This is a genomic window from Clostridium zhoujianii (genome assembly GCF_051590805.1).
Classification (GTDB): Bacteria; Bacillota; Clostridia; order Clostridiales; family Clostridiaceae; genus Clostridium.
On sequence record NZ_JBPUTF010000001.1, the window covers coordinates 653,035 to 673,840 of the forward strand.

The window sequence follows — 20,806 nt, forward strand, 5'->3', positions numbered from 1 at the left end:
ATTAGCTTTTTTTAATTTTGCGGAGGTGTATTAACAAATGAAAAGAAAGTTTATTCAAACACTAGGGCTTTTATTAGCAACAACAGTAGCTCTAGATATCGCCCCTATAACAGTATCAGCAACAGAAGGAGTTTTAAAAGAATTAGGTAAAGCAGGAGTAAGTCAAAATCTAAAATTCACTCAAATGCCAAAGGAAGTTAAATTAGGTGAAGGGAAAATTGATTTTGATAATAGCGTAAACTTAATAGGAGTAGATCAAGCAGATACAGAAGCAGTTAATTTACTAAAGACTATTCTTAAGAACCTTGGTATAAATGTAAACGATGTGGAAGTGCCAGGAGTTACAACTATATATATTGGAGAAAGTGATGATAACATTCCTGAACTAAATGATGCTTTAGCATCTATGTCTTTAGAAGGCAGTGAATCTCTAACAGATGAAGGATATGTATTAGCAACTAAAGATAAGGAAGATGGAGATCAAGTTGTAATATCAGGTAAGGATGAAAGAGGTACATACTATGGAGTTCAAACCTTAAAGCAAATTCTTACTAAAGAAAATGAAAAGACAACTGCTGATGAAGTAATTATCAGAGATGAACCATCTATGAAGATTAGAGCAGTAGTAGAAGGATTCTATGGTACACCATGGTCTCATCAAGATAGATTAGATCAATTCAAATTATATGGAGAAAATAAATTAAATGCTTATATTTATGCTCCAAAGGATGATCCATATCACAGAGATAAGTGGAGAGAACCATATCCACAAGAGGATTTAGCAAGAATGAAAGAACTTATAGATACAGCTAAAGAAAATAAGGTAGACTTTGTTTTTGCAATATCCCCAGGTCTAGATATCAAACTTGAAGAAGGAACAGATGGAACAGCAGAGGAAATAGAAGAAGATTTCCAAGCTTTAATAAATAAATCAGAAGCTTTATATAATATGGGTGTTAGAAGTTTCTCAATTCTTTGGGATGATATCCAAAATCAAAATGGTACAAAGCAAGCAGAAGTTTTAAATAGATTTAATAGAGAATTTATTCAAAAGAAAAATGCAGAGAATAAGGATAATCCAGATGGGCAAGTTACTCCATTAATTACTGTTCCAGTTCAATACTGGGGTACTTCAATGTACGATGGAGATAATGCTAAGGAATATACAAAAAACTTCGCCAGCACATTAGATAAAGAAATAGAAGTAATGTGGACAGGTCAAGACGTTGTACCTAAAGGAGTTACAAATGCGGATGCTCAAAAGGTTAAGAACACTTTTGGAAGAGACATGATGTTATGGTGGAACTATCCTGTTAACGACTACATGACTGATAAGATGGGTCTTGGACCAATGTATGGCTTAGATAAGAACTTAGATGATCATGTATCAGGTTTTATAATTAACCCTATGGAATTTGCTGAAGCATCAAAAATTAGTACAATAACTGGTGCAGATTATGGATGGAATACAAAGGGGTATGATTATAACAGATCTTGGGATGTAGCTTTAGAGACTATAACTAAAGAAGCTAAGGATGCATTTAAAGTATTTGCAGACCATTCAACAAGACTTGATACAGGAAGAGCAGATTCTCCAGAATTAAATAATGAAATTAACTCATTATGGACTAAGTGGGATAATGGTGAAAATGTAGATGCTGAGCTTAATAAGTTAATGAGTGACTTTGAAAATATCAAGAAGACACCAGCTTTAATAAGATCAACATTAAAGAATGAAAAACTACTAAAGGAAGTAGATAAGCACTTAAATAAGTTTGAAAAGTATGGAGATGCAGGAATAGAAGCTATTAATATTTTAAAAGCAATAAAGGTTAATGATGTTAATAAATTCTGGACAAGCAAATATAAGTGTACAGTACTTTTAAGAGAACTTGAAGGTATGGAAGGAAAGGTAGCTAATCTTGTAGTTGAACCATTTATCAAGAAAGCTCATGAAGTAGGAAATAAATACTTTGATGGTAATACAACTGACTTAAAGGATAAAACTTATGTTTATGAGGAATTAGAAGGGAATATGCCATTCCATAAGTTTACTAGCTGGTACTTAGGAGATGACTTCCATTCATCTAAGTATATGTTTGATGATAAGATGGATACTGGATTCTGGTCACAAGAAACAGTTAAGGCTGGAGATTTTGTAGGATTTGAACTTGAGAATGTTGAAAAGATTAAAAATGTATCATTAAAGATGGGTAAAAATGTTTATAGTGATGAAATAATTAAGAGTGGTGTAATAGAGTATTCTGTTGACGGAACTACTTGGAAGGAATTAAAAACTCTTGATGGATCAGCTGAAATAGTTGCAGAAAGTGATGTAGAAGCTAAGTACATTAGAGTTAGAGCAACAGAAGATACAGAAAATAAAGTATTTATTAAAGACTTTAAGGTGAATACAGATAGAAGTGGATTAACTTCTGTAGGATCAGTAGACTTATCAGGAGTAACTGTTTCAAAATCAGTAGAAGATATTGAAGAAGTAGCAACTCTTAAGAAGGGTGGAGACATTAAGCTTAAGAAAGGTGAAACTGTAGGAATAGCTCTTGAAGAAGTCAAGAATATAGTTGCTGTTGAAGCAGGACTTAAAGGAAAGAATGATAATGTAGTTATTGAAAGTTCCTTTGATAATGTTGAATGGACAAAGGTAGCAGAAGGTTCTTCATTTAGACAATTAAGACCTGTTGTAGGTAAGTATTTCAGAGTAAAAGCTTTAGATGATGTAACATTAAATGAATTTAAGGTTTATTCAGAAGGTAGAATTGCCTCTAAGATTGATACAAATATCCGTATTAGTACGAACCAAGAAATAAAACCTGAGTACATGATTGATGATGATTACGGTACAGCCTTTGTATGCTCAGATCAAATTGAAGAAGGTAAGTATGTAACATTAGACTTTGGTAAAACTATTAATATTAGAGATGTAAAATTAGTTCAAGGACCAGGTGGAGACTTTATTAACAAAGGTAAAATCTCATACTCAAATGATGGTACAACTTGGACTGATATAACTGAAGAATTCGGTGAAACTGAAATAGTAGTTAAGGATTTAAATATTAATGCTAGATACTTAAAGATGGAAGCTACAGGTAGAAGAGACCGTTGGTTAAGAATTAGAGAATTCTCAGTAAATAACCTTGTTGAAGAGTATGTAACAGTGTCATCAGCAAAAGGAACTTATGTTGATAGAGCAGAAAATGTAAGAGATAATGATTTATATACTGGATATATTCCTGAAAGAGATATAGTAGCTGGAGATTACTTATTATACAGAATATTTGATAATAAGCTAGTATCAAAGGTAACTATCCCTCAAGGTGAAAATAATATATCTAATGCAAAGGTTATAGCTCAAACTATAGATGGTGAGTTATTAGAACTTGGAAAGCTAGATAAAGGATATAATGAGTTCAATCTAGATACAGCAAGACAACTAGTTTCAATTAAATTACAATGGGAAGCTAATGCTGGTAGACCAGAAATATATGAAGTTAAGCCAACCTTTGTTTCAGTAGAATCACAAAAGGAAGCGATTAAAAATGTCATTACTGATGCAGAGAACTTATTAAATGAATTTAAGGATAAGGATAATGCAGAAAGAAAAGACTTAGAGGCAGCTATGGCTCGTCTAAGAGGATTATTAGCAGATCCAAATGCTTCAGATGAAGAAATATTACGAGCATATTCAGACTTATTTGCTAAGATGGATGCCTTTAGAAACTCTGTAGGTGATTCAGGTGATGGAGAAGATACTAACAAGCCTGGAGATGGAGAAGATACAGATAAACCTGGAGATGGAGAAGGTACTGACAAGCCAGGTAATGGGGATGAGGCTAATAAACCAGAAGATGGTGGAGCAAGTAAGCCAGAAGGAAGCACAAGTAAGCCAAGTAAAACTGGAGATACAGCAGGAATACTAGGATTATTTGGAACAGCAGTAGCATCCTTAGGTGGAGTAATAGCTCTTAAAAAGAGAAAGAAAAAGTAATAGATTATATTAAAGGGTGTTGCATTGTGCGGCACCCTTTTTAATTATGTTCTAAATCATTAATGATTAGATCCCCACCCCTTTTATAATCATAAGAGAAATCCCCTTCTAAGGATTTTTTATAACTCCAAAGAGCATTCCATATCTTAACTACAAAAAGATAATCATTAAGCTTATTATAATCTTCAGATCTAAATTCCCCAAAGTAAGCTTCTAATAATTGAATTCTTCCTTCCTTAGTTAAGAGCCAAGAAAAGGTAGCTAGATCATAGAAGATATCTCCCATAGCAGAGAACTCAAAATCTATCAAATATGCCTTATTATCTCTGGATAAAACATTAGATGGATTAAGGTCATTATGACATAAACCTAAGTCAACATTAGATAATAGGATCTTTTCTAAAGACTTAAGTTTATTAATTAGTATATTTATTTTCCGGGAAATATTAAATTTATTAGCATAAAGATAGGATAAATTTTCTTCTATATCTTTAAAGGGATTAAAATAAAAGTCACAGGATAAACTATGAAAGCTTCTTAAGCTTTTAGAAAAATTATTTATAAAGGAAGTAGTATTTTGAGTTTCTTCAGTTAGCACTCCTTTATCTAAATATTCACTTATAAGAAATCCATTATTTTGATTAAAGTAAAGAAGTTCAGGGGTAATACCCTTGCCTTGTAGTAATTTTAAAATTGAATATTCTTTAGTAAAGTCCTTTGAAGGACTTATCTTAGGCTCTCTATAGAAATACTTATCCTCATTAATACTAAGTTTATAATTAGAGTTATTTAAACCTCCAAGGTGAGTTAATTTATAATTGTACTTTTTAATATCCATATGGCACCCTATCCATTATAATTATTTCATAGAGTATTATAACAAAAAGTAAGCACATAGGATATGGTATAGGGGAGGTAGAATTATGAATGAGTTATTTGGAAAATCAACAATTAAGAATGTAGAACTTAAGAATAGTATTATAAGGTCTGCTGTATGTGAAAAATTAGCGGATGATAAGGGACATCTTCTTGAAAATTATAAAAAGTTATACGAGGAATTAGCTAAAGGTGGAGTAGGTCTTATAATAACAGGATATACAACTATTTTTCCTTATGATAAGCCTTCTAATAATATGTCAGGTATTTATGATGATTCCTTTATTGATGAACATAAAGAAGTAGTAGATATAATTCATAAGGAGGGTGCTAAGGTAATTTCTCAGATTGTTTTAGGAAAAGAGTATATAAATGAAAAGGATGGATTTAAAAGCTATGACTTCACTGATGAATTTAAAGATGAATATATAGAAGATATAATACAAGCTTTTGCTAATGCTGCTATAAGGGTTAAAAAAGCAGGCTTTGATGGAGTTCAGCTACACTGTGCCCATGGATATTTCTTAAGTAGAACTTTAAGTCCTATCTATAATAAAAGAAGTGATGAATATGGGAGAGAAAAATATAAGCTTATAACTGAAGTTTATAAGGGCGTGAGAGAAGTAGTAGGTGAAGATTATCTAATTTCTATTAAGATTAATACTAGGGACAAGGAGCCAGAAGGAGCAAATTTTGATATATGTTATAAAACATGTATTGAGCTTGATAAGGTTGGAATAGACTTAATAGAAATAAGTGGAGGAGATTTTTATGATTCAAAATATATAAATAGAGAGGGCATATATAAAATTGAAGCTGACAAAGTTGCAAGAGAAGTTAAATGTAAGGTTGCTGTAGTTGGTTTGAATAGATCCCTAAATAGTATTGAAGAGATATTAAGAATAACCAATATAGGGTATATATCAATGGCTAGACCTTTTATTTGTCAGCCAGATATAGTTAATAAATTTTTATTTGGTGAAGAAGATAAGGCTAAGTGTATAAGTTGTGGTAAATGTTATACTGATGAATATGGTAATCAATGTGCTATTAACAAGTAAAGAAAAAGATGTTGTGGTCGATAAATAAATATATAAGTATTTATTTAAACAAAGGTAGATTAGAAAATAAATAAGTTACTTATAATATAACTAAGGAAGGTGATTTCATGAATATAATCAAAAAGGATGGAAGAATTCAAGAGTTTGACAAGGGGAAAATATTCACTAGCATTGATAATGCTTCAAGAGATGTGGATGGAATAGTCTTAAATGAATCGGATATTAAAATATTAGTTGAAGATATAGTTAAGACTATAGAAAGTTTAAGGAAAGATGGAAGTCCTAGTTCAAGTTATGAAATAATAGGTGTAACGGTAGAAATATTAAAAAGAGATGGTTTTAACGCTATATCTAAATCCTTTGTAGAATATAAGTAGTTGTTGTAAATGGTGCTGCGGAATTGGAATAGTGATATACCTTAAACACAGTATCTTGAATAAATAAGGTTAGCTAGTATGTTACTTAAAATAAGGATTATACTAAAGAGAAATATTGAAAATATAGATTTTCAATATTTCTCTTTAATGCTTTATAAGATATTAATTACAAATACATTTAAAATGTTAATGTTCAGGATTTACTTGATTATAAGCATCTTTAACTATTTCACAAATATAATATATCTCATTTGTAGGTATAGTAATATTTAAGCTATCACTTAATTTCTCAAGGGCCTTATTTGTTACAGATATAAATTTTTCGTTATTAATCATGTAACTAGACATTTCTTCTTGGGGAGTTAGAATAAAATCTTTAAGAAATATTCTTTCTATAGCACAAGATAAATGAATAAATATTTTGGTTATGCTAGAATTAGTCATATTTATATCTAAATTTTCTTCAATAGTATTGATAAAGTTAAAAATTAGAGGTTTTATTTTATCAGCTGAAAAAATAGTTAGATATTTATCAACAGTATCACAAGTTATGTTAATTGTGATATCTTTAGTAAGAGTTGCAGCCATTCTATTGTCAGTATGTATATTATTTACTCCAATTAGGGAGAGTAGTTTATTAACTCCATTATGTAATACAATATCCTCTAGGGATATAAAGGGAATATCTGTAGTATTTGGATTAATACTACCTACAACAGCTATGGTTTTTTTATCTACAGATGTTTGGTGTATTATATCGCGAAGTTGAGTTATGCTTCCTAAGTTTAAAGGAATTATTTCAATATCATAAATATTATTCTCCTTTAATATATCCATTAGATTTTTGTGTAAGTAATGAGCTACACCTTCACCAGAGTTACATACAGTATATATTAATCTCTTTTTATTGATGGAAAGATAATTCTCAATCTTTCTGTTAAAATCATAGGAAAGTCTATTATTCATCTCTATTAAATCGTGAAGTATATCATCCATATGACTCTTTAGGAATATAGATTTCCTAACAGCTTCAATAACTAATAAAATATTTGTAGAGTTAACTGTTACAATATCTATTCCGGTTTTTTCCTTAATAATCTTATCAAGATTAACTAGGGAACCCATATCAGCAAATAATATTAGACCTCTTTTAAAGGTTCCTGGTTTTAACTTTTCTAAGAATAAAGGAAGTACATTAGCAGCATTTTCAGTAAGTGGCATATCAACAGCTAAAGCAAAGTTAATACTAAGTAGTTCATTAGCTACAGCTGAAATATTACTAGCTAATGAGTCACCATGAGCTGCTACCATAATACCAACACAATCAGATATTTCCTTTGATTTTAGTGAGTCTATAATAACCATAAGGTTGTTAAGTTCTTTTGGTGGACAGTATATGTTAAATTTCACTTCAAGAATTTTTACAAGCTTTTTGCAAACAGATTGAATTTCTAAAGGAATATCCAATAACTCTGTAGACTTAAATATTTTACCATCATCCATATTATAGTCTTTCAAATTTTTAAGATATAGGGCAAGGGCTGTATATGTACTTCTATCAATTATAAGGTTTAATTCATCATATAGAATATCTGATAGAGTAGATACTATTCCAGAGATTTCATCATCTAAAAAATCTGGATAGATTTTTTGTAATGTAAGCTTTTTAGCAATTAACTGTGTATAATCTGAAAAAACTTTCTTAATATCTATATTATCCTCACCCAATAATATTAACTGGTTATTATAGAACTTAACAAAATCATAGGATGGTGTAGGTGGCATTTTAAAGGTTTTGCTTTTGGGTAAAAACTTGTATTCATCTTTATCTAAAAGTAATTCAACCTTCTGTCTAGTTGATATATCTATGTTAGATGATGGATTACTTGTATAAATGGGCAATGACTCTCTTGTTATATGAGCTTTATTTAAATTGTTAAGTCTACTGTCTAAATAGGATCTAGCAACTGATAGTTGAATATCACTAGCTAGTTGTCCTATATTTCCATGAGGATTATATAACATCAAATCTGATAAACAGTCTTTGTTAACATAAATAGGCATATTAATCTTTTTAGATTCAGAGCTATATAAATTGGTTATTAGCATTAATTTTTCGCTTAAACTTCTATCTTTTAAGCTAGGAATCCTTATTGTTGATGGGATTCTTCTTAAAAAGGTGGTAAGTAGCATTGAATTTGGATTTTCTGTAGTGGCAGCTATTATTAGGACTTTTGCTGTTCTTTCAGATGAAGTTTCCCCAAGTCTTCTAAATTTCTTTTTATCTATATAAAGGAATAGCATTTCTTGACCTTCAGGAGGAAGTCTATGAATCTCATCGAGGAATAGGACTCCACCATCAGCTTCTTCAATTAAGCCTTTCTTATCACTATCTGCCCCTGTATAAGATCCTTTTACTGAACCAAATAACTGAGCAACTAATAAGTTTGGGTTATTTGCATAATCAGCACAGTTAAATACAATAAAGGATGAATCTTTACTGAATATGTTATTTTGCACTCCATATTCATACATTATCTCTGAAAAAAGACTTTTACCTACACCAGATTCACCTAAGAGAATAGTATGAAGTCCATTTGGATAGAGTATAGATGATTTTGCAAGCTTTATTATTCCAGATAGGCTCTGATTGGATCCTATTAATTTATTAAAAGGGTCTGAATCAATAGTATCAATAATTTCATTTTCAGCTAACTTATCTAAATCTGGAGCTAAATCATCTAATGAGGAACATTCAACAAATTCATCTTCTAAGAATAAGTTAAATAATTCTTCGAAGTGATCTCTATTGAAATACTTCGTTGGTTTTCCTTTAATCTTTATAAGCAAACCCTCTTTATGAAGTTTATTTAAATCAGAGGAAGCATTGTTTCTTAGTATATTAAGGCTTTCAACAATATCAAGAGAAGAGACACCAATTGTTGGGTTTTCTCTTATATCATTTATTGATATATCACTGCAAAAGTCCTTAATAAATTTATGGACAAGTTCAATTCTTAACAATTTTATCTACCTCCTATAAGAAGAATTTTGTATAGTAAGTGCTAGGTTCTTAAATTTATCAAAAGAATATGAGTAAAAGTTGTAGTAGGATTCACAGAAATAATTTAAGCTATCTTTTTGATTTTCTCTATGACGTCTACATCCACCTCTACATATCGATAAATACTTACAAGAGTTACATTTAGGATTATTATTAATAGATCTGTGCAAGAAATTAATAGTATCTTTATTCTTATGCATATCATCAAAAGAATCCTTAAGAATATTACCAATACTGTAGCTTTCATATGTATAGAAATCGCATGGATATACGGAACCATCACTTTCAATAATATGTTGGCAAGAACATACTCCTTTCATATCGCAGGCTTCATACTCTTGGTTTAGAAATAGGCCTAAGATATTATCAAATAATCTTATACTTACATAATCATTATTTAGTGCATCTTTATACCAAAGGTCAAAAAGTTTTATAAGAAATTTTCCGTATTCTTCTGGAGTAAGAGAATATTTATCCAATGTCATAGTTGTATTTTCTAATGGTTCAAGACAAGGATTAAATTGAAGATATTTATAGAAATTTTTCTTATAAAAATTGTATACTCCTTCAATTTTATTACATAGTGCAGAGGTTACAACAGTAAGTATGTTAAAGGATACCTCATGCTTTTTTAAAATATTAATACCTTTAACTACTCTGTTAAAAGTATCTGCATTTTTGTAATCAACTCTATTTAAATTATGTATATCTTTATTTCCATCAAGAGATATGCCTACAAGAAAATTATTTTCATGTAAGAATTTTCCCCAGTCATCATTAAGTAAGGTACCGTTTGTTTGAATGGCAAAGGAGAAGCTTGTACCATTTTTAACTTCTTTTGTATATTCTATCATTTCTTTATAAAAGTTTAATCCCACAATAGTAGACTCGCCTCCCTGAAATCCAATAGAACAAACCCCACCATCACAGTATTCATCAACATTTTTTATGATTTCTTTAAGGGTAGAAAGAGGCATTAGACCATGGTCTTCTACATCCCTTGCATCAGCGATTGAATGATAAAAACAGTATTTACAATTAAGGTTACATTTACTTGATGATGGTTTTATCATTATGCTTAAATTTCTTTTCATTACAAAATTACCTCCTTCTGTTTATATAAAAATTGAAATTACATTATAAGAATTCAATAAAATTAATGATATTACTACCATATTAAATACTTTTAGAATGTATTTTTCAGAAACTAGTTTATTAAAGTTAGAGCCAATTAAACCTCCAAGTATTCCACCTACAATCATGAATGGTAGAATCCTTAGGTCAAATGAGCTAAATCCTGTGCTTGTAGCAATAGTGAGTAATTTAGAGCCTTGGGAAAATAGAATAGTTACTATTGAATTAACAGCTGCTTCTTTTGTATTCATAGAAAAGAATATTGTAAGAATACAAACATTTATTGGGCCTCCACCTATACTAAGAAAAGAGGCTATGGCACCTAATAGCAAGCCTATAGATATGCAACCGAAAAAGTTCTCTACATGATAACTTTTAAATTTATTTTTATTATTCATATATATGTATATAAGAATTAAATGTAGGGCTAGTACAAGATTTTGAATCATGGTAACTATGACTGGATCAATTAAAGCCATAATAAAATTAATTAAATTTTCACCTATAAGTCCACCTAAAATTGATCCAATACCAATAAGAATAGTTTTCCGTAATTCAATTTTAAATTTATATCTTATTTGTTTAAAAATAGAAACAATAGCCATTGAAAAAACTGTAAAAGATGATAAGACACTTATTGTTGATAAGCTGTAATCACCTAAGAAATCTAGAATTGGCTTGATTATTACCCCACCACCAAGACCTGCCATTGATCCTAAGGTAGTAGCCATTAGGGCAATTAGTAAATAAGTAAAATTCATTTGTATCCCTCCAGCTTTAGTTTAAGTAAAAAGACTTCTAGTACTATATTAGATTTTATTAGCTGTTTTGACAAGATGTTTCATTTAAACAATTACAAATATCAATTTAATATTATAATGGCACTATTAGTATTAAATTAATATAAAAAAGAGTATTGGAAATATATAATGAGTATTAATGAGTATTATCAATCCTTGAAAGGCTTTAGATAAGAGGGAATACTCATTTTGGCATGACAATTGCTTGTTAATATAGTTATAAGGAGGGATGAGCAAATGGAAGAGGTAGGAATTATATTAATAAGTCATGGATATTTTGCAAAATATTCAATGAAAAGTGCTGAAATGATTGTAGGAGAACAAAAGGATTACGAAATAATTTCAGTTACTGATGATAAGGATTTAGAAAATGTATTAGAAGAGCTTAGAGGAGCATATGAAAGATTAAATAATGGGAGAGAAGTAATAATTTTAGCAGATATCTTTGGAGGTACTCCATGTAATGCAAGTACAAGAATGATATTAGATGGGTGTAATGTTGTTGTATATACAGGATTTAATCTTCAAGTACTATTGGAGCTACTCCTATGTAGGGAACTACCAATAGAAGAAATCAAATCAAATCTAGAAAATGTTTATAAAGAGTCATTTATAGATGTAAATAATAGATTATTAAATAAAAAAGTAGAAGAGGTATTCGCTTTATAAAATTAAGGGAGGAATAAGTAATGGGTGTTAAATTAGTAAGGATTGATGATAGGTTAATACATGGACAAGTATGTTCTACTTGGATAGGGGATTATGGTATTGAGCAAGTACTAATTATTAATGACAAGATAAGCAAAGATCCTATACAAAAATCAGTAGTAGGCCTTGCAGCACCATCAGGGGTTAGGGTTTTAGTATTTGGAGTAGATCAATTTATAGAAGTTATGAAGAAGAATCCAATAAAGAAAGATACATTATTACTTTTTACCACATCTACAGATGTATTAAAGGTTGTAAATGGTGGTCTGAATATTGACAGAGTAAATGCAGGAGGAATGAGGTATAACGAAACTAGAAAGAAGCTAACAAAGTCAATCTCAGTTACACCTGAAGAAGAAAGTGCATTTAAAGAACTTTTAGATAAGAATATTGAAGTATTTATTCAAATGGTTCCAAAAGATGATGTTTTATATATTAAAGATATGATTTAAATAATTTATATAAAAGGAGAGATTACTATGTTAATAAAAGCATTATTAGTAGCTGCTTGGGCTGGTATATGTGCATGGGATCAGTATGGACCACACCTAGGTTTTAGAAAACCATTACTTGCAGGTGCAGTTACAGGACTAATCTTAGGGGATTTAAGACAAGGTCTTATAATAGGAGCAACATTAGAATTAATGTGGCTTGGAGTAAATAATGTAGGTTCATATGTTCCGCCAGATGTTATATCAGGTTCCGTAGTTGGTGTAGCAATTGGTATATTGTCAGGTGGTGGTGAAGCAGCTGGTATAGCTGTTGCAATTCCAGTTTCATTGTTGGTACAACAGCTTGATATGCTATGTAAGACAATAAGTATTTCTTTAGTACATAAAGCAGATAAGATTGCCGAAACAGGGGAGTTTGATAAGATAGATAAGCTTCAATATATGGGAGGTGCTTTAATATTTTTAAGTAGAGCCTTTCCAACATTCATAGCGGTATTCTTAGGAGCTACTGCAATAGACTCTATTATGGAAGCAATACCTGTAAGTGTAATGACTGGATTAACTGTTGCATCAAAAGCAATTCCAGCAGTAGGTATAGCAATGTTATTAACTATGATGCTTAAGAAAAATATGTGGATGTTCTTAGTTTTAGGATTTACATTAACAACTTATTTAAATCTACCTACATTAGCTTTAGCTTTAATAGGGGCTTGTTTTGCAGGGATTTACGATTTAATTATGGCTAACAAAGAAAAAGTATCATCATCTAATAATAGTTCAACTACCAGTGTTGAAGTTGACGATAGTGTAGAAGGAGGTTGGGATTTATAATGGCTAACTTAGTAGATAAAAAAGATTTAAGAAAAGTTTTTTGGAGATCACAATTATGCCAATTTTCTCACAACTATGAAAGAATGCAAAGTCTAAGTACGGTTTATATACTAAAACCAATATTTAAGAAGCTTTATAAGGATAAGTCAAAAGAAGAAAAATCTGCTGCTATGAAGAGACACTTAGAGTATTTTAATACTCACCCAATAGCAATGCCATTCATAATGGGAATAACTTCAGCTATGGAGGAAACAACAGATGAGGATCAAAAGGAATCAGTAATTGCAATGAAAACTAGCTTAATGGGTCCTTTAGCTGGTATTGGTGACAGTATGATTAATTTTACTTGGATGCCAATAGCAGGATCAATAGGTGCAGCCTTTGCTTTAGATGGAAACATATTAGGAGCAATACTAATGTTCTTAATGATTAACGCTGTATACTTCCCGCTAAAATACTATGGTTTAACAAAGGGTTATTCTAAAGGTATGGAAGTTTTCACTGGTGGAGATAACGGTAAAGGTGTATTTGATAGATTAGCAAATATGGCAAATGTATTAGGGGTAATAGTTGTTGGTGGATTAATTGCAACAACTGTAAAGGTAAAATTAGGAGTTGAAATAGCAGCTGGTGAAAATCCTTTAATGCTACAAGAAATGATTGATAAAATAATGCCAAATTTAATTCCCCTTGCATTAACATTCCTTTGCTATTACTTATTAAAGAAATCTAACGGGAAAAATGCTGTATGGATAATATTTGGAGTGTTAATTATAGCAGTACTATTATCAATGGCTGGAGTTATAGTATAGAAAAAGATTTAAAAATATAAACTAATATCTTAATTTTAAAGTAGACAAGCTAATAATTATATTTATTATTTGTTTACTTTAATATTAAGTAAAGGTTATTTAAAATCTTTAGAAATTGAATAAATTGGAGGAGATTTTATATGAGAACAGTGGTAGTTTTAATGGATACGCTAAAGAGGAATATGATGGAGGTCTATAACAATGAAACTTGGGTAAAGACCCCAAATATAACTAAATTCTCTAAGGATGCAGTTACCTTTGATAATCATTGGGTTGGATCTGCTCCATGTATGCCTGCAAGAAGAGATATACTTACTGGACGTTTAAACTTTTTAGAAAGGTCTTGGGGACCTATAGAACCCTTTGATATAACCCTTCCCAAGCTGTTATCAAAAAAGAAGGTATTTAGTCATATAGTAACAGATCACCCTCATTATTTTAGAGTGGGAGGGGAAGGATATGTTCAACAATTCTCTAGTTGGGATTTCCATAGAGGCCAAGAAGGAGACCCTTGGATATCTAAAATTGATGATCCATCATTTATGCCAGATAACTATTATGGAAAGTTAAGAAAACAATATCAATGGAATAGAACAAAATGGGATAGAAAAGAAGAAGAGTATCCAACTCCAAAGACATTTAATGCAGCTTGCGAGTGGTTAGAAGATAATAAGAATCATGATGATTTCTTCTTAATGGTAGAGACCTTTGATCCACATGAACCTTTTGATGTTCCAGAAGAATATATGGATATGTATGATTGTAAATATGATGGTCCATATTTTGAAACCCCAAATTATAGCGAAGTTGATGTACCAGAGGATGCTTTAGATTACATAAATAAAAGATACGCTGCATTACTAACAATGACAGATAAGCATTTTGGGAAGTTAATAGAGAAATTAAAGGAACTTAATATATATGAAGATACTTTGGTTATAGTTACAACAGACCATGGGTATTTCTTAGGTGAAAGAAATTACTTTGGTAAGAACTATATGCATATGTACAATGAATTGGCTCATATTCCATTACTAGTACATTTCCCAGGAGGAAAGATGGCTGGAGAAAGAGTTAATCCATTAACTCAAAATATTGATATTATGCCAACAGTTCTAGAGTATTCAGGAATAGAGATTCCAGAAGAGGTTCAAGGAGTTTCATGGAAGCCAATACCTGAAGGTGGAGAGTATAAGAGAGATTATGCTTTATATGGTTATCATGGAATAGCGATGAATATTACAGATGGTGAACATACATATTTTAGAGCACCAAATAAAGAAAATAAGCCATGTTATGAATATACATCTATACCAACAACAATTAGAAAATATTTAGGTACAGGAATAGAAAAGGAAATTGAAATGGGTAGGTTCTTAGAAAGAACTGATTATCCTGTATACAAAATTCCAATAAAAAATCCATCAATAATTGATAATGTTGAAAATGCCTTAAACTACACAGCAGAAACAAAGTTATTTAATATACTTGAGGACTATGCTCAAGTTAACTCAATAAAGGATGAAGTTTTAGAAAACAAATATATTGAACTATTAAAAAGAGGCTTAGAAGAAATGGAAGCTCCAAAAGAACAGTTTGAGAGATTAGATTTAATATAGATAGGAGGAATTTTTAATGAAGGTAATAATTGCATCTGATAAGAAAAGTACAGAGTTTAAGAATTCTATAAAGGAAGATTTAATAAATAAGGGCCATGAAGTTATAGATAAAACAGAAGGAATAGAAGTAGATTTTTATGATGCTGGGAATTTGGTATCAGAATCAATACTTTGCAAAGAAGGAGTTAGAGGAATTGTAATAGATGAATATGGGACAGGTTCCTTTAATGTATGTGCAAAGCATAAAAATATAGTTTGTGCTCAAGTAGCAGATGAACATTCAGCTAAAATGACTAGGGATCATAATAATACTTCAATTATAACAATAGGCTCTAAGGTTACAGCCTTAGAAATTGGAAAAAGGATTGCAGAAAAATTTGTTGAGTCTGAATATTCAGGTGGAAGACATCAAATAAGAGTAGATATGTTAAATAAGATGGCATAGGAGGAAGAAAAAATGATTATATCAGTTGGATGTGACCATATAGTTACAGGCATTAAAAATAACGTAGTAGAGTATTTAAAGTCAAAGGGACATGAGGTTATTGATAATGGGACATATGATGATGTAAGAACTCATTATCCTATATATGGAAAGGCTACTGCTGAAAAAGTAGTAAATGGAGAAGCTGATTTAGGGATAGTAATATGTGGTACAGGTGTTGGGATAACAAATTCAGCAGCAAAAATTAAAGGGGCTAGGGTAGCTCTTGTAAGAGATATTGAAACTGCCAGATACTCTAAAGAAGAATTAAATATAAATATATTAGGTATTGGTGGAAGAATTACTGGACTTGGATTAATTGAGAATATCATTGATGTATTCCTAGAAACAGAGTATAAGGCTACAGAAGAAAATAAAAAGTTAATTGAAAAGATGGATAATATTATAGAAAAAGATTATGCAAATGGTGATGAACATTTCTTTGATGAATTCAATGAAAAGTGGGATAGAGGAGAATATCAAGATTAAAATTTAGGAGGAATAAAAATGAGTATATTATCAACTAGACAAATGCTTTTAAATGCACAAAGGGATGGATATGCTGTTCCAGCATTTAATATACATAATTTAGAAACATTACAAGTTGTAGTAGATACAGCTGTTCAGATGGGATCACCAGTAATTATAGCAGGAACACCATCTACAATAGAATATGCTGGTGCTGAGTATATTAACGCAATGGCAGAGGTAGCTGCAAAGAAGTATAATATTCCAATAGCTATTCACCTAGATCATTTTGAGGATATAGAAGCAATAAAGAAAAATATAGAGATTGGATTTAAATCATGCATGATTGATGCATCAAAGTTTGAATTTGAAAAGAATATTGCCAAGGTTAAAGAAGTAGTGGACTATGCTCATAATCTTGATGTAACAGTTGAGGCAGAGCTTGGGAAATTGGGTGGTCAAGAAGATGACTTAGTGGTAGATGCAAAGGATGCTATGTATACAAATCCTAAAGATGCAGAAGAGTTTGTAAAAAGAACAGGAATTGACTCCTTAGCAGTAGCTATAGGAACTGCTCATGGACTATATAAGGGTGCAGCAAATCTTGATTTTGAAAGATTAAAGGAAATAAGAGAAAAGGTAGATATTCCACTAGTTTTACATGGAGCCTCAGATGTTCCTGATGAATTAGTAATGAAGGCTATTTCACTTGGAATATGTAAAGTTAATGTAGCAACTGATTTGAAGATTCCTTTCTCAGGAGCTTTAAAAGAGTACTTTAATGAACATCCAGATGCCAATGATCCAAGAAAGTATATGACACCAGGTAAGGAAGCTATGAAAGTAATAGTAGAGCATAAAATTAGAGTCTGCGGTAGCGCAAATAGATATTAGTAAAGTAGGTAATTAAGTATGATATTAGTAGTAAATCTTAATGCTTCTGTAGATAAAAGATATGAAATGAAGGAACTTAATAAGGGAAGTGTTATGAGAGCTCTTAAAGTTGAGAATACACCAGGAGGTAAGGGAATACATGTTGCTAATGTTGTTACTATTTTAGGAGAAGAATGTGTTGCAACAGGATTCTTGGGTGGCAAAACTGGTGAGTTTATAGAAGGAAAATTAAAAGAGTATAAAATAAACCAAGATTTTATTAAGATTAATGGTGACACTAGAGAATGCTTAGCTATTATTACAGAAGATTTAACTCAAACAGAAATATTAGAGCCTGGCCCTAAGGTTTCAATAGAAGAGCAGGATGAGTTTTTAAAGAAGTACAAAGACTTGATAAAAGATAGTGAGGTAGTTGTAGCATCTGGAAGTGTTCCACAAAATGTTTCAAAAGATTTCTATGGGAAATTAATAGGGATTGCAAAGGAAAATAGGAAAAAATTTTTACTAGATACTAGTGGAGAGCTTTTAAGTGAAGGAATAAAGGGAAAGCCTTTCTTTATAAAACCTAATAAGGATGAAATCCAAGGATTAACTGGAAGAAGAATAGAAGATGATAAAGATGTTATTGAAGAAATTAAAAAATTTCAAGAAAGTGGCATAGAACTGGTAGTTATTTCACTTGGTAGCAAAGGATCTATAGCTGGATATGGAGGTAAGTTCTACAAAGTTAATATTCCTAAAGTTCAAGCTGTTAATCCAGTTGGTTCAGGAGATTCTTATGTTGGTGGAGTAGCTGTTGCATTACAAAGAGGCTATGAAATAGAGGAATTATTAAGATATGCATCTGCTTGTGGAACAGCTAATGCTGTAGAAGAAGAGACAGGATTCCTTAGGAAAGATGTAGTAGAAGATTTATATAATAAAATTAATGTAACTTTAATTAAATAGTGATAAGAGTAATCCAATAAAAGTATGGCTTTAGATAGCCATACTTTTTCTTTTGTTCTGCCAGAATAGAATGGGACTATATTTAAGCTTTGTTTAAGCTATGGATGTTACTATAATTTTAGGATAAACATTATAGTGAAATTATGTTGTTTCACTAGAGGATTAGGAGGAAATGTTTATGAAAAGGAAACTAATATTAATGATAACCATGGTTGCTTTAACCTTTAATTTAGTAGCATGTACAAGTAAGAAGGATGATACAGGAACAGCATCTATAACTGATGCTAAGACTATTCAAATGAAGTCTATAGAGGATGAAGTACTGGGAGAAGTTGATACATTTATAGAGCTTGGAGATAATATCTTTGTTAATGGATCAGGAGCTACTGCAAGTGGCAATAAGGTTAAAATATCAAAAGGTGGTACCTATAGTCTTAGTGGAACACTAAATAATGGGCAAGTAATAGTTGATTCTGATGAAAAAGTATATTTAGTTTTAAATGGAGTTAACATAACCTGTTCAAATAGTTCAGCAATAAATGTAGTAAATGCAAAAAAGACAATTATTGCTTTAGCTGAGAGTACAGAGAATACACTTTCAGATGGTGAAAATTATGTCTTTGAAGATTCATCTACAGATGAGCCTAATGCAGCTTTATTTAGCAAGGATGATCTTACAATCATAGGAACAGGTTCTTTAACTGTTAATGGTAATTATAAGAATGGTATTACTAGTAAGGATGATTTGGTGGTTCAAAGTGGTAATATTTCAGTAAAGGCTGTAGAAGATGGTCTTCGAGGAAGAGATTCTATTACTGTAAAAAATGGTGATATAACTATTAATGCAGGAGGAGATGGAGTAAAATCTAATAATGATGAGAATCTAGAAAAGGGATATATATGGATTCTAGATGGCAAGCTTAATATAACCTCAGGAGAGGATGGTATCCAAGCTGAAACTCAAGCATTGATTAGTAATGGAGATATTACAATTACAACTGCTGGTGGTAGTAAAAATAGTAGTGATACTAGGAATGAGACTTTAGGAAATTGGGGTCCTCCAGATAAAGATATGGGTTCTATGGGAGAAAAGCCAGATAAAAATATGAATGATTTGAAGGAACCTCCAGATAGAAATATAGATGCCGTCATGGAAAATCCAGAGGCTAATAATGCAGAAACTACTACAGATGAAGTTAGCGCTAAAGGTTTAAAAGCAAGTACAAAAATAATTATAGATAATGGAAATATAAATATAGATTCTTTAGATGACTCAATACACTCAAATGATGAATTGTATATTAACAATGGCAAATTAAATCTAGCTTCTGGGGATGATGGAATACATTCAGATAAAACTCTTGAAATTAATGGAGGAGACATAGATATTACTAAGTCCTATGAAGGAATTGAAAGTGAGACCATAACAATAAATGCTGGAAACATAAAAGTTCTAGCTAGTGATGATGGTATAAATGCAGCAGGTGGTAATGATGGTTCATCTGTTAATGGTAGACCAGGTCAAAATAATTTTGCCTCTTCAGGAAATGGATCTATAAATATTAGTGGAGGATATATAGTAGTTGATGCAAGTGGAGATGGTATTGATTCAAATGGAAATATTAATATGAAAGATGGAGTTCTGCTAGTAAATGGACCAACTAATGGTGGGAATGGAGCCTTAGATTATGATGGAACCTTTGAAATTACAGGTGGAACATTAGTTGCAGCAGGTAGTATAGGAATGGCACAAACTCCTAGTGATAGTTCTACTATTAACTCTGTTGGAATAACATTAACATCTCAAAGTGCTGGAACATTAATTCATATTGAAGAAGAAGATGGTGAAGAGGTTATAACCTTTGCTCCAACAAAAGTATATCAATCAGTTGTAGTTGCATCATCTAAGCTAAAGAAAGACTCAAACTATAATGTATTTGTAGGTGGGAAGGCAACAGGAACAGTTAAGGATGGATTATATTCAGATGGTAGTTATAGTGAAGGAGAAAAAGCTATTACTTTCTCAGTTTCAGGAACTGTTACTAATGCAAGTGTGTCAGGTGTAAGTAATGGAGGCAATAATGGAATGGGGCCAGGAGGAGATAGGGGCCCTAAAGGAAATGGTGAAATACCAAGTGATAGTTTTAGGTAAACCTTGAATTTAAAATGATACAATAAAGGATATAATATTTGTTATTAATTCATAAAAATACCCCATAAAGTGTGCTATATACAGTGTTTCTACTGTGGCAACTTTATGGGGTACTAAATT

The 20,806-nt window shown here is 31.1% G+C and carries 17 protein-coding genes; 13 read left to right on the plus strand and 4 right to left on the minus strand.

The annotated features are described in order from the left end of the window. Positions 1 to 37: 37 nt before the first annotated feature. Positions 38 to 4,006, plus strand: coding sequence for a glycoside hydrolase family 84 protein (locus ACSYT2_RS02965; RefSeq protein WP_438383372.1), 3,969 nt, complete (start codon positions 38 to 40; stop codon positions 4,004 to 4,006). Between the two features lie 40 nt (positions 4,007 to 4,046). On the opposite strand, the gene ACSYT2_RS02970 is transcribed toward ACSYT2_RS02965, so the two are convergent. Further along, complete coding sequence (locus tag ACSYT2_RS02970; RefSeq protein ID WP_438383374.1) at positions 4,047 to 4,844, minus strand: phosphotransferase; 798 nt, start codon at positions 4,842 to 4,844, stop codon at positions 4,047 to 4,049. 85 nt (positions 4,845 to 4,929) lie between these two features. Between ACSYT2_RS02970 and ACSYT2_RS02975 the strand changes: the two genes are divergently transcribed. Both ACSYT2_RS02975 and ACSYT2_RS02980 read left to right on the plus strand, forming a co-directional pair. Next, positions 4,930 to 5,943 (plus strand): NADH:flavin oxidoreductase, encoded by a 1,014-nt coding sequence (locus ACSYT2_RS02975; protein ID WP_438383376.1) that lies wholly within the window; start codon positions 4,930 to 4,932, stop codon positions 5,941 to 5,943. Positions 5,944 to 6,050: 107 nt separating this feature from the next. Beyond that, complete coding sequence (locus ACSYT2_RS02980; RefSeq protein WP_438383378.1) at positions 6,051 to 6,320, plus strand: ATP cone domain-containing protein; 270 nt, start codon at positions 6,051 to 6,053, stop codon at positions 6,318 to 6,320. A 186-nt stretch (positions 6,321 to 6,506) separates the two neighbouring features. Here ACSYT2_RS02980 and ACSYT2_RS02985 read toward each other — a convergent pair whose 3' ends face one another. From ACSYT2_RS02985 to ACSYT2_RS02995, 3 genes are read right to left on the minus strand one after another with little or no spacing between them, the layout of a single operon-like run. Further along, entirely contained in the window at positions 6,507 to 9,344 is a 2,838-nt protein-coding gene (locus tag ACSYT2_RS02985) for a sigma 54-interacting transcriptional regulator (RefSeq protein ID WP_438383379.1), read from the minus strand. Positions 9,345 to 9,350: 6 nt separating this feature from the next. Next, positions 9,351 to 10,478, minus strand: a complete 1,128-nt coding sequence (locus tag ACSYT2_RS02990; protein ID WP_438383381.1) for an anaerobic sulfatase maturase — start codon at positions 10,476 to 10,478, stop codon at positions 9,351 to 9,353. 21 nt (positions 10,479 to 10,499) lie between these two features. After that, entirely contained in the window at positions 10,500 to 11,279 is a 780-nt protein-coding gene (locus tag ACSYT2_RS02995) for a sulfite exporter TauE/SafE family protein (protein WP_438383382.1), read from the minus strand. A 276-nt stretch (positions 11,280 to 11,555) separates the two neighbouring features. On the opposite strand from ACSYT2_RS02995, the gene ACSYT2_RS03000 reads away from it, so the two are divergent. The 10 genes from ACSYT2_RS03000 (at position 11,556) to ACSYT2_RS03045 (ending at position 20,686) form a co-directional block, all read left to right on the plus strand. Then, positions 11,556 to 11,987 (plus strand): PTS sugar transporter subunit IIA, encoded by a 432-nt coding sequence (locus tag ACSYT2_RS03000; RefSeq protein ID WP_438383383.1) that lies wholly within the window; start codon positions 11,556 to 11,558, stop codon positions 11,985 to 11,987. A gap of 20 nt (positions 11,988 to 12,007) precedes the next feature. Beyond that, positions 12,008 to 12,478: a PTS sugar transporter subunit IIB gene (locus ACSYT2_RS03005; protein WP_438383385.1), complete on the plus strand. Its 471-nt coding sequence runs from the start codon at positions 12,008 to 12,010 to the stop codon at positions 12,476 to 12,478. Positions 12,479 to 12,505: 27 nt separating this feature from the next. Next, positions 12,506 to 13,309: a PTS mannose/fructose/sorbose/N-acetylgalactosamine transporter subunit IIC gene (locus tag ACSYT2_RS03010; protein ID WP_438383387.1), complete on the plus strand. Its 804-nt coding sequence runs from the start codon at positions 12,506 to 12,508 to the stop codon at positions 13,307 to 13,309. Further along, positions 13,309 to 14,121: a PTS system mannose/fructose/sorbose family transporter subunit IID gene (locus ACSYT2_RS03015; RefSeq protein WP_438383389.1), complete on the plus strand. Its 813-nt coding sequence runs from the start codon at positions 13,309 to 13,311 to the stop codon at positions 14,119 to 14,121. The genes ACSYT2_RS03010 and ACSYT2_RS03015 overlap by 1 nt, the downstream gene beginning before the upstream one ends. A gap of 140 nt (positions 14,122 to 14,261) precedes the next feature. Continuing rightward, positions 14,262 to 15,740, plus strand: coding sequence for a sulfatase (locus ACSYT2_RS03020; RefSeq protein WP_438383391.1), 1,479 nt, complete (start codon positions 14,262 to 14,264; stop codon positions 15,738 to 15,740). A 16-nt stretch (positions 15,741 to 15,756) separates the two neighbouring features. Continuing rightward, positions 15,757 to 16,185 carry a galactose-6-phosphate isomerase subunit LacA gene (gene lacA / locus ACSYT2_RS03025; protein ID WP_438383393.1) on the plus strand — a complete coding sequence of 143 codons (429 nt, stop codon included), beginning with the start codon at positions 15,757 to 15,759 and terminating at the stop codon, positions 16,183 to 16,185. 12 nt (positions 16,186 to 16,197) lie between these two features. Next, the gene (gene lacB / locus ACSYT2_RS03030) at positions 16,198 to 16,713 is read left to right on the plus strand and encodes a galactose-6-phosphate isomerase subunit LacB (RefSeq protein ID WP_438383394.1); all 516 of its coding nucleotides are present in this window, start codon (positions 16,198 to 16,200) and stop codon (positions 16,711 to 16,713) included. A gap of 18 nt (positions 16,714 to 16,731) precedes the next feature. Next, positions 16,732 to 17,586 carry a tagatose bisphosphate family class II aldolase gene (locus ACSYT2_RS03035; protein WP_438383396.1) on the plus strand — a complete coding sequence of 285 codons (855 nt, stop codon included), beginning with the start codon at positions 16,732 to 16,734 and terminating at the stop codon, positions 17,584 to 17,586. Positions 17,587 to 17,604: 18 nt separating this feature from the next. Next, the gene (gene pfkB, locus ACSYT2_RS03040; protein ID WP_438383397.1) at positions 17,605 to 18,534 is read left to right on the plus strand and encodes a 1-phosphofructokinase; all 930 of its coding nucleotides are present in this window, start codon (positions 17,605 to 17,607) and stop codon (positions 18,532 to 18,534) included. 178 nt (positions 18,535 to 18,712) lie between these two features. After that, entirely contained in the window at positions 18,713 to 20,686 is a 1,974-nt protein-coding gene (locus ACSYT2_RS03045; protein ID WP_438383399.1) for a carbohydrate-binding domain-containing protein, read from the plus strand. The last annotated feature ends 120 nt before the right edge of the window (positions 20,687 to 20,806 follow it).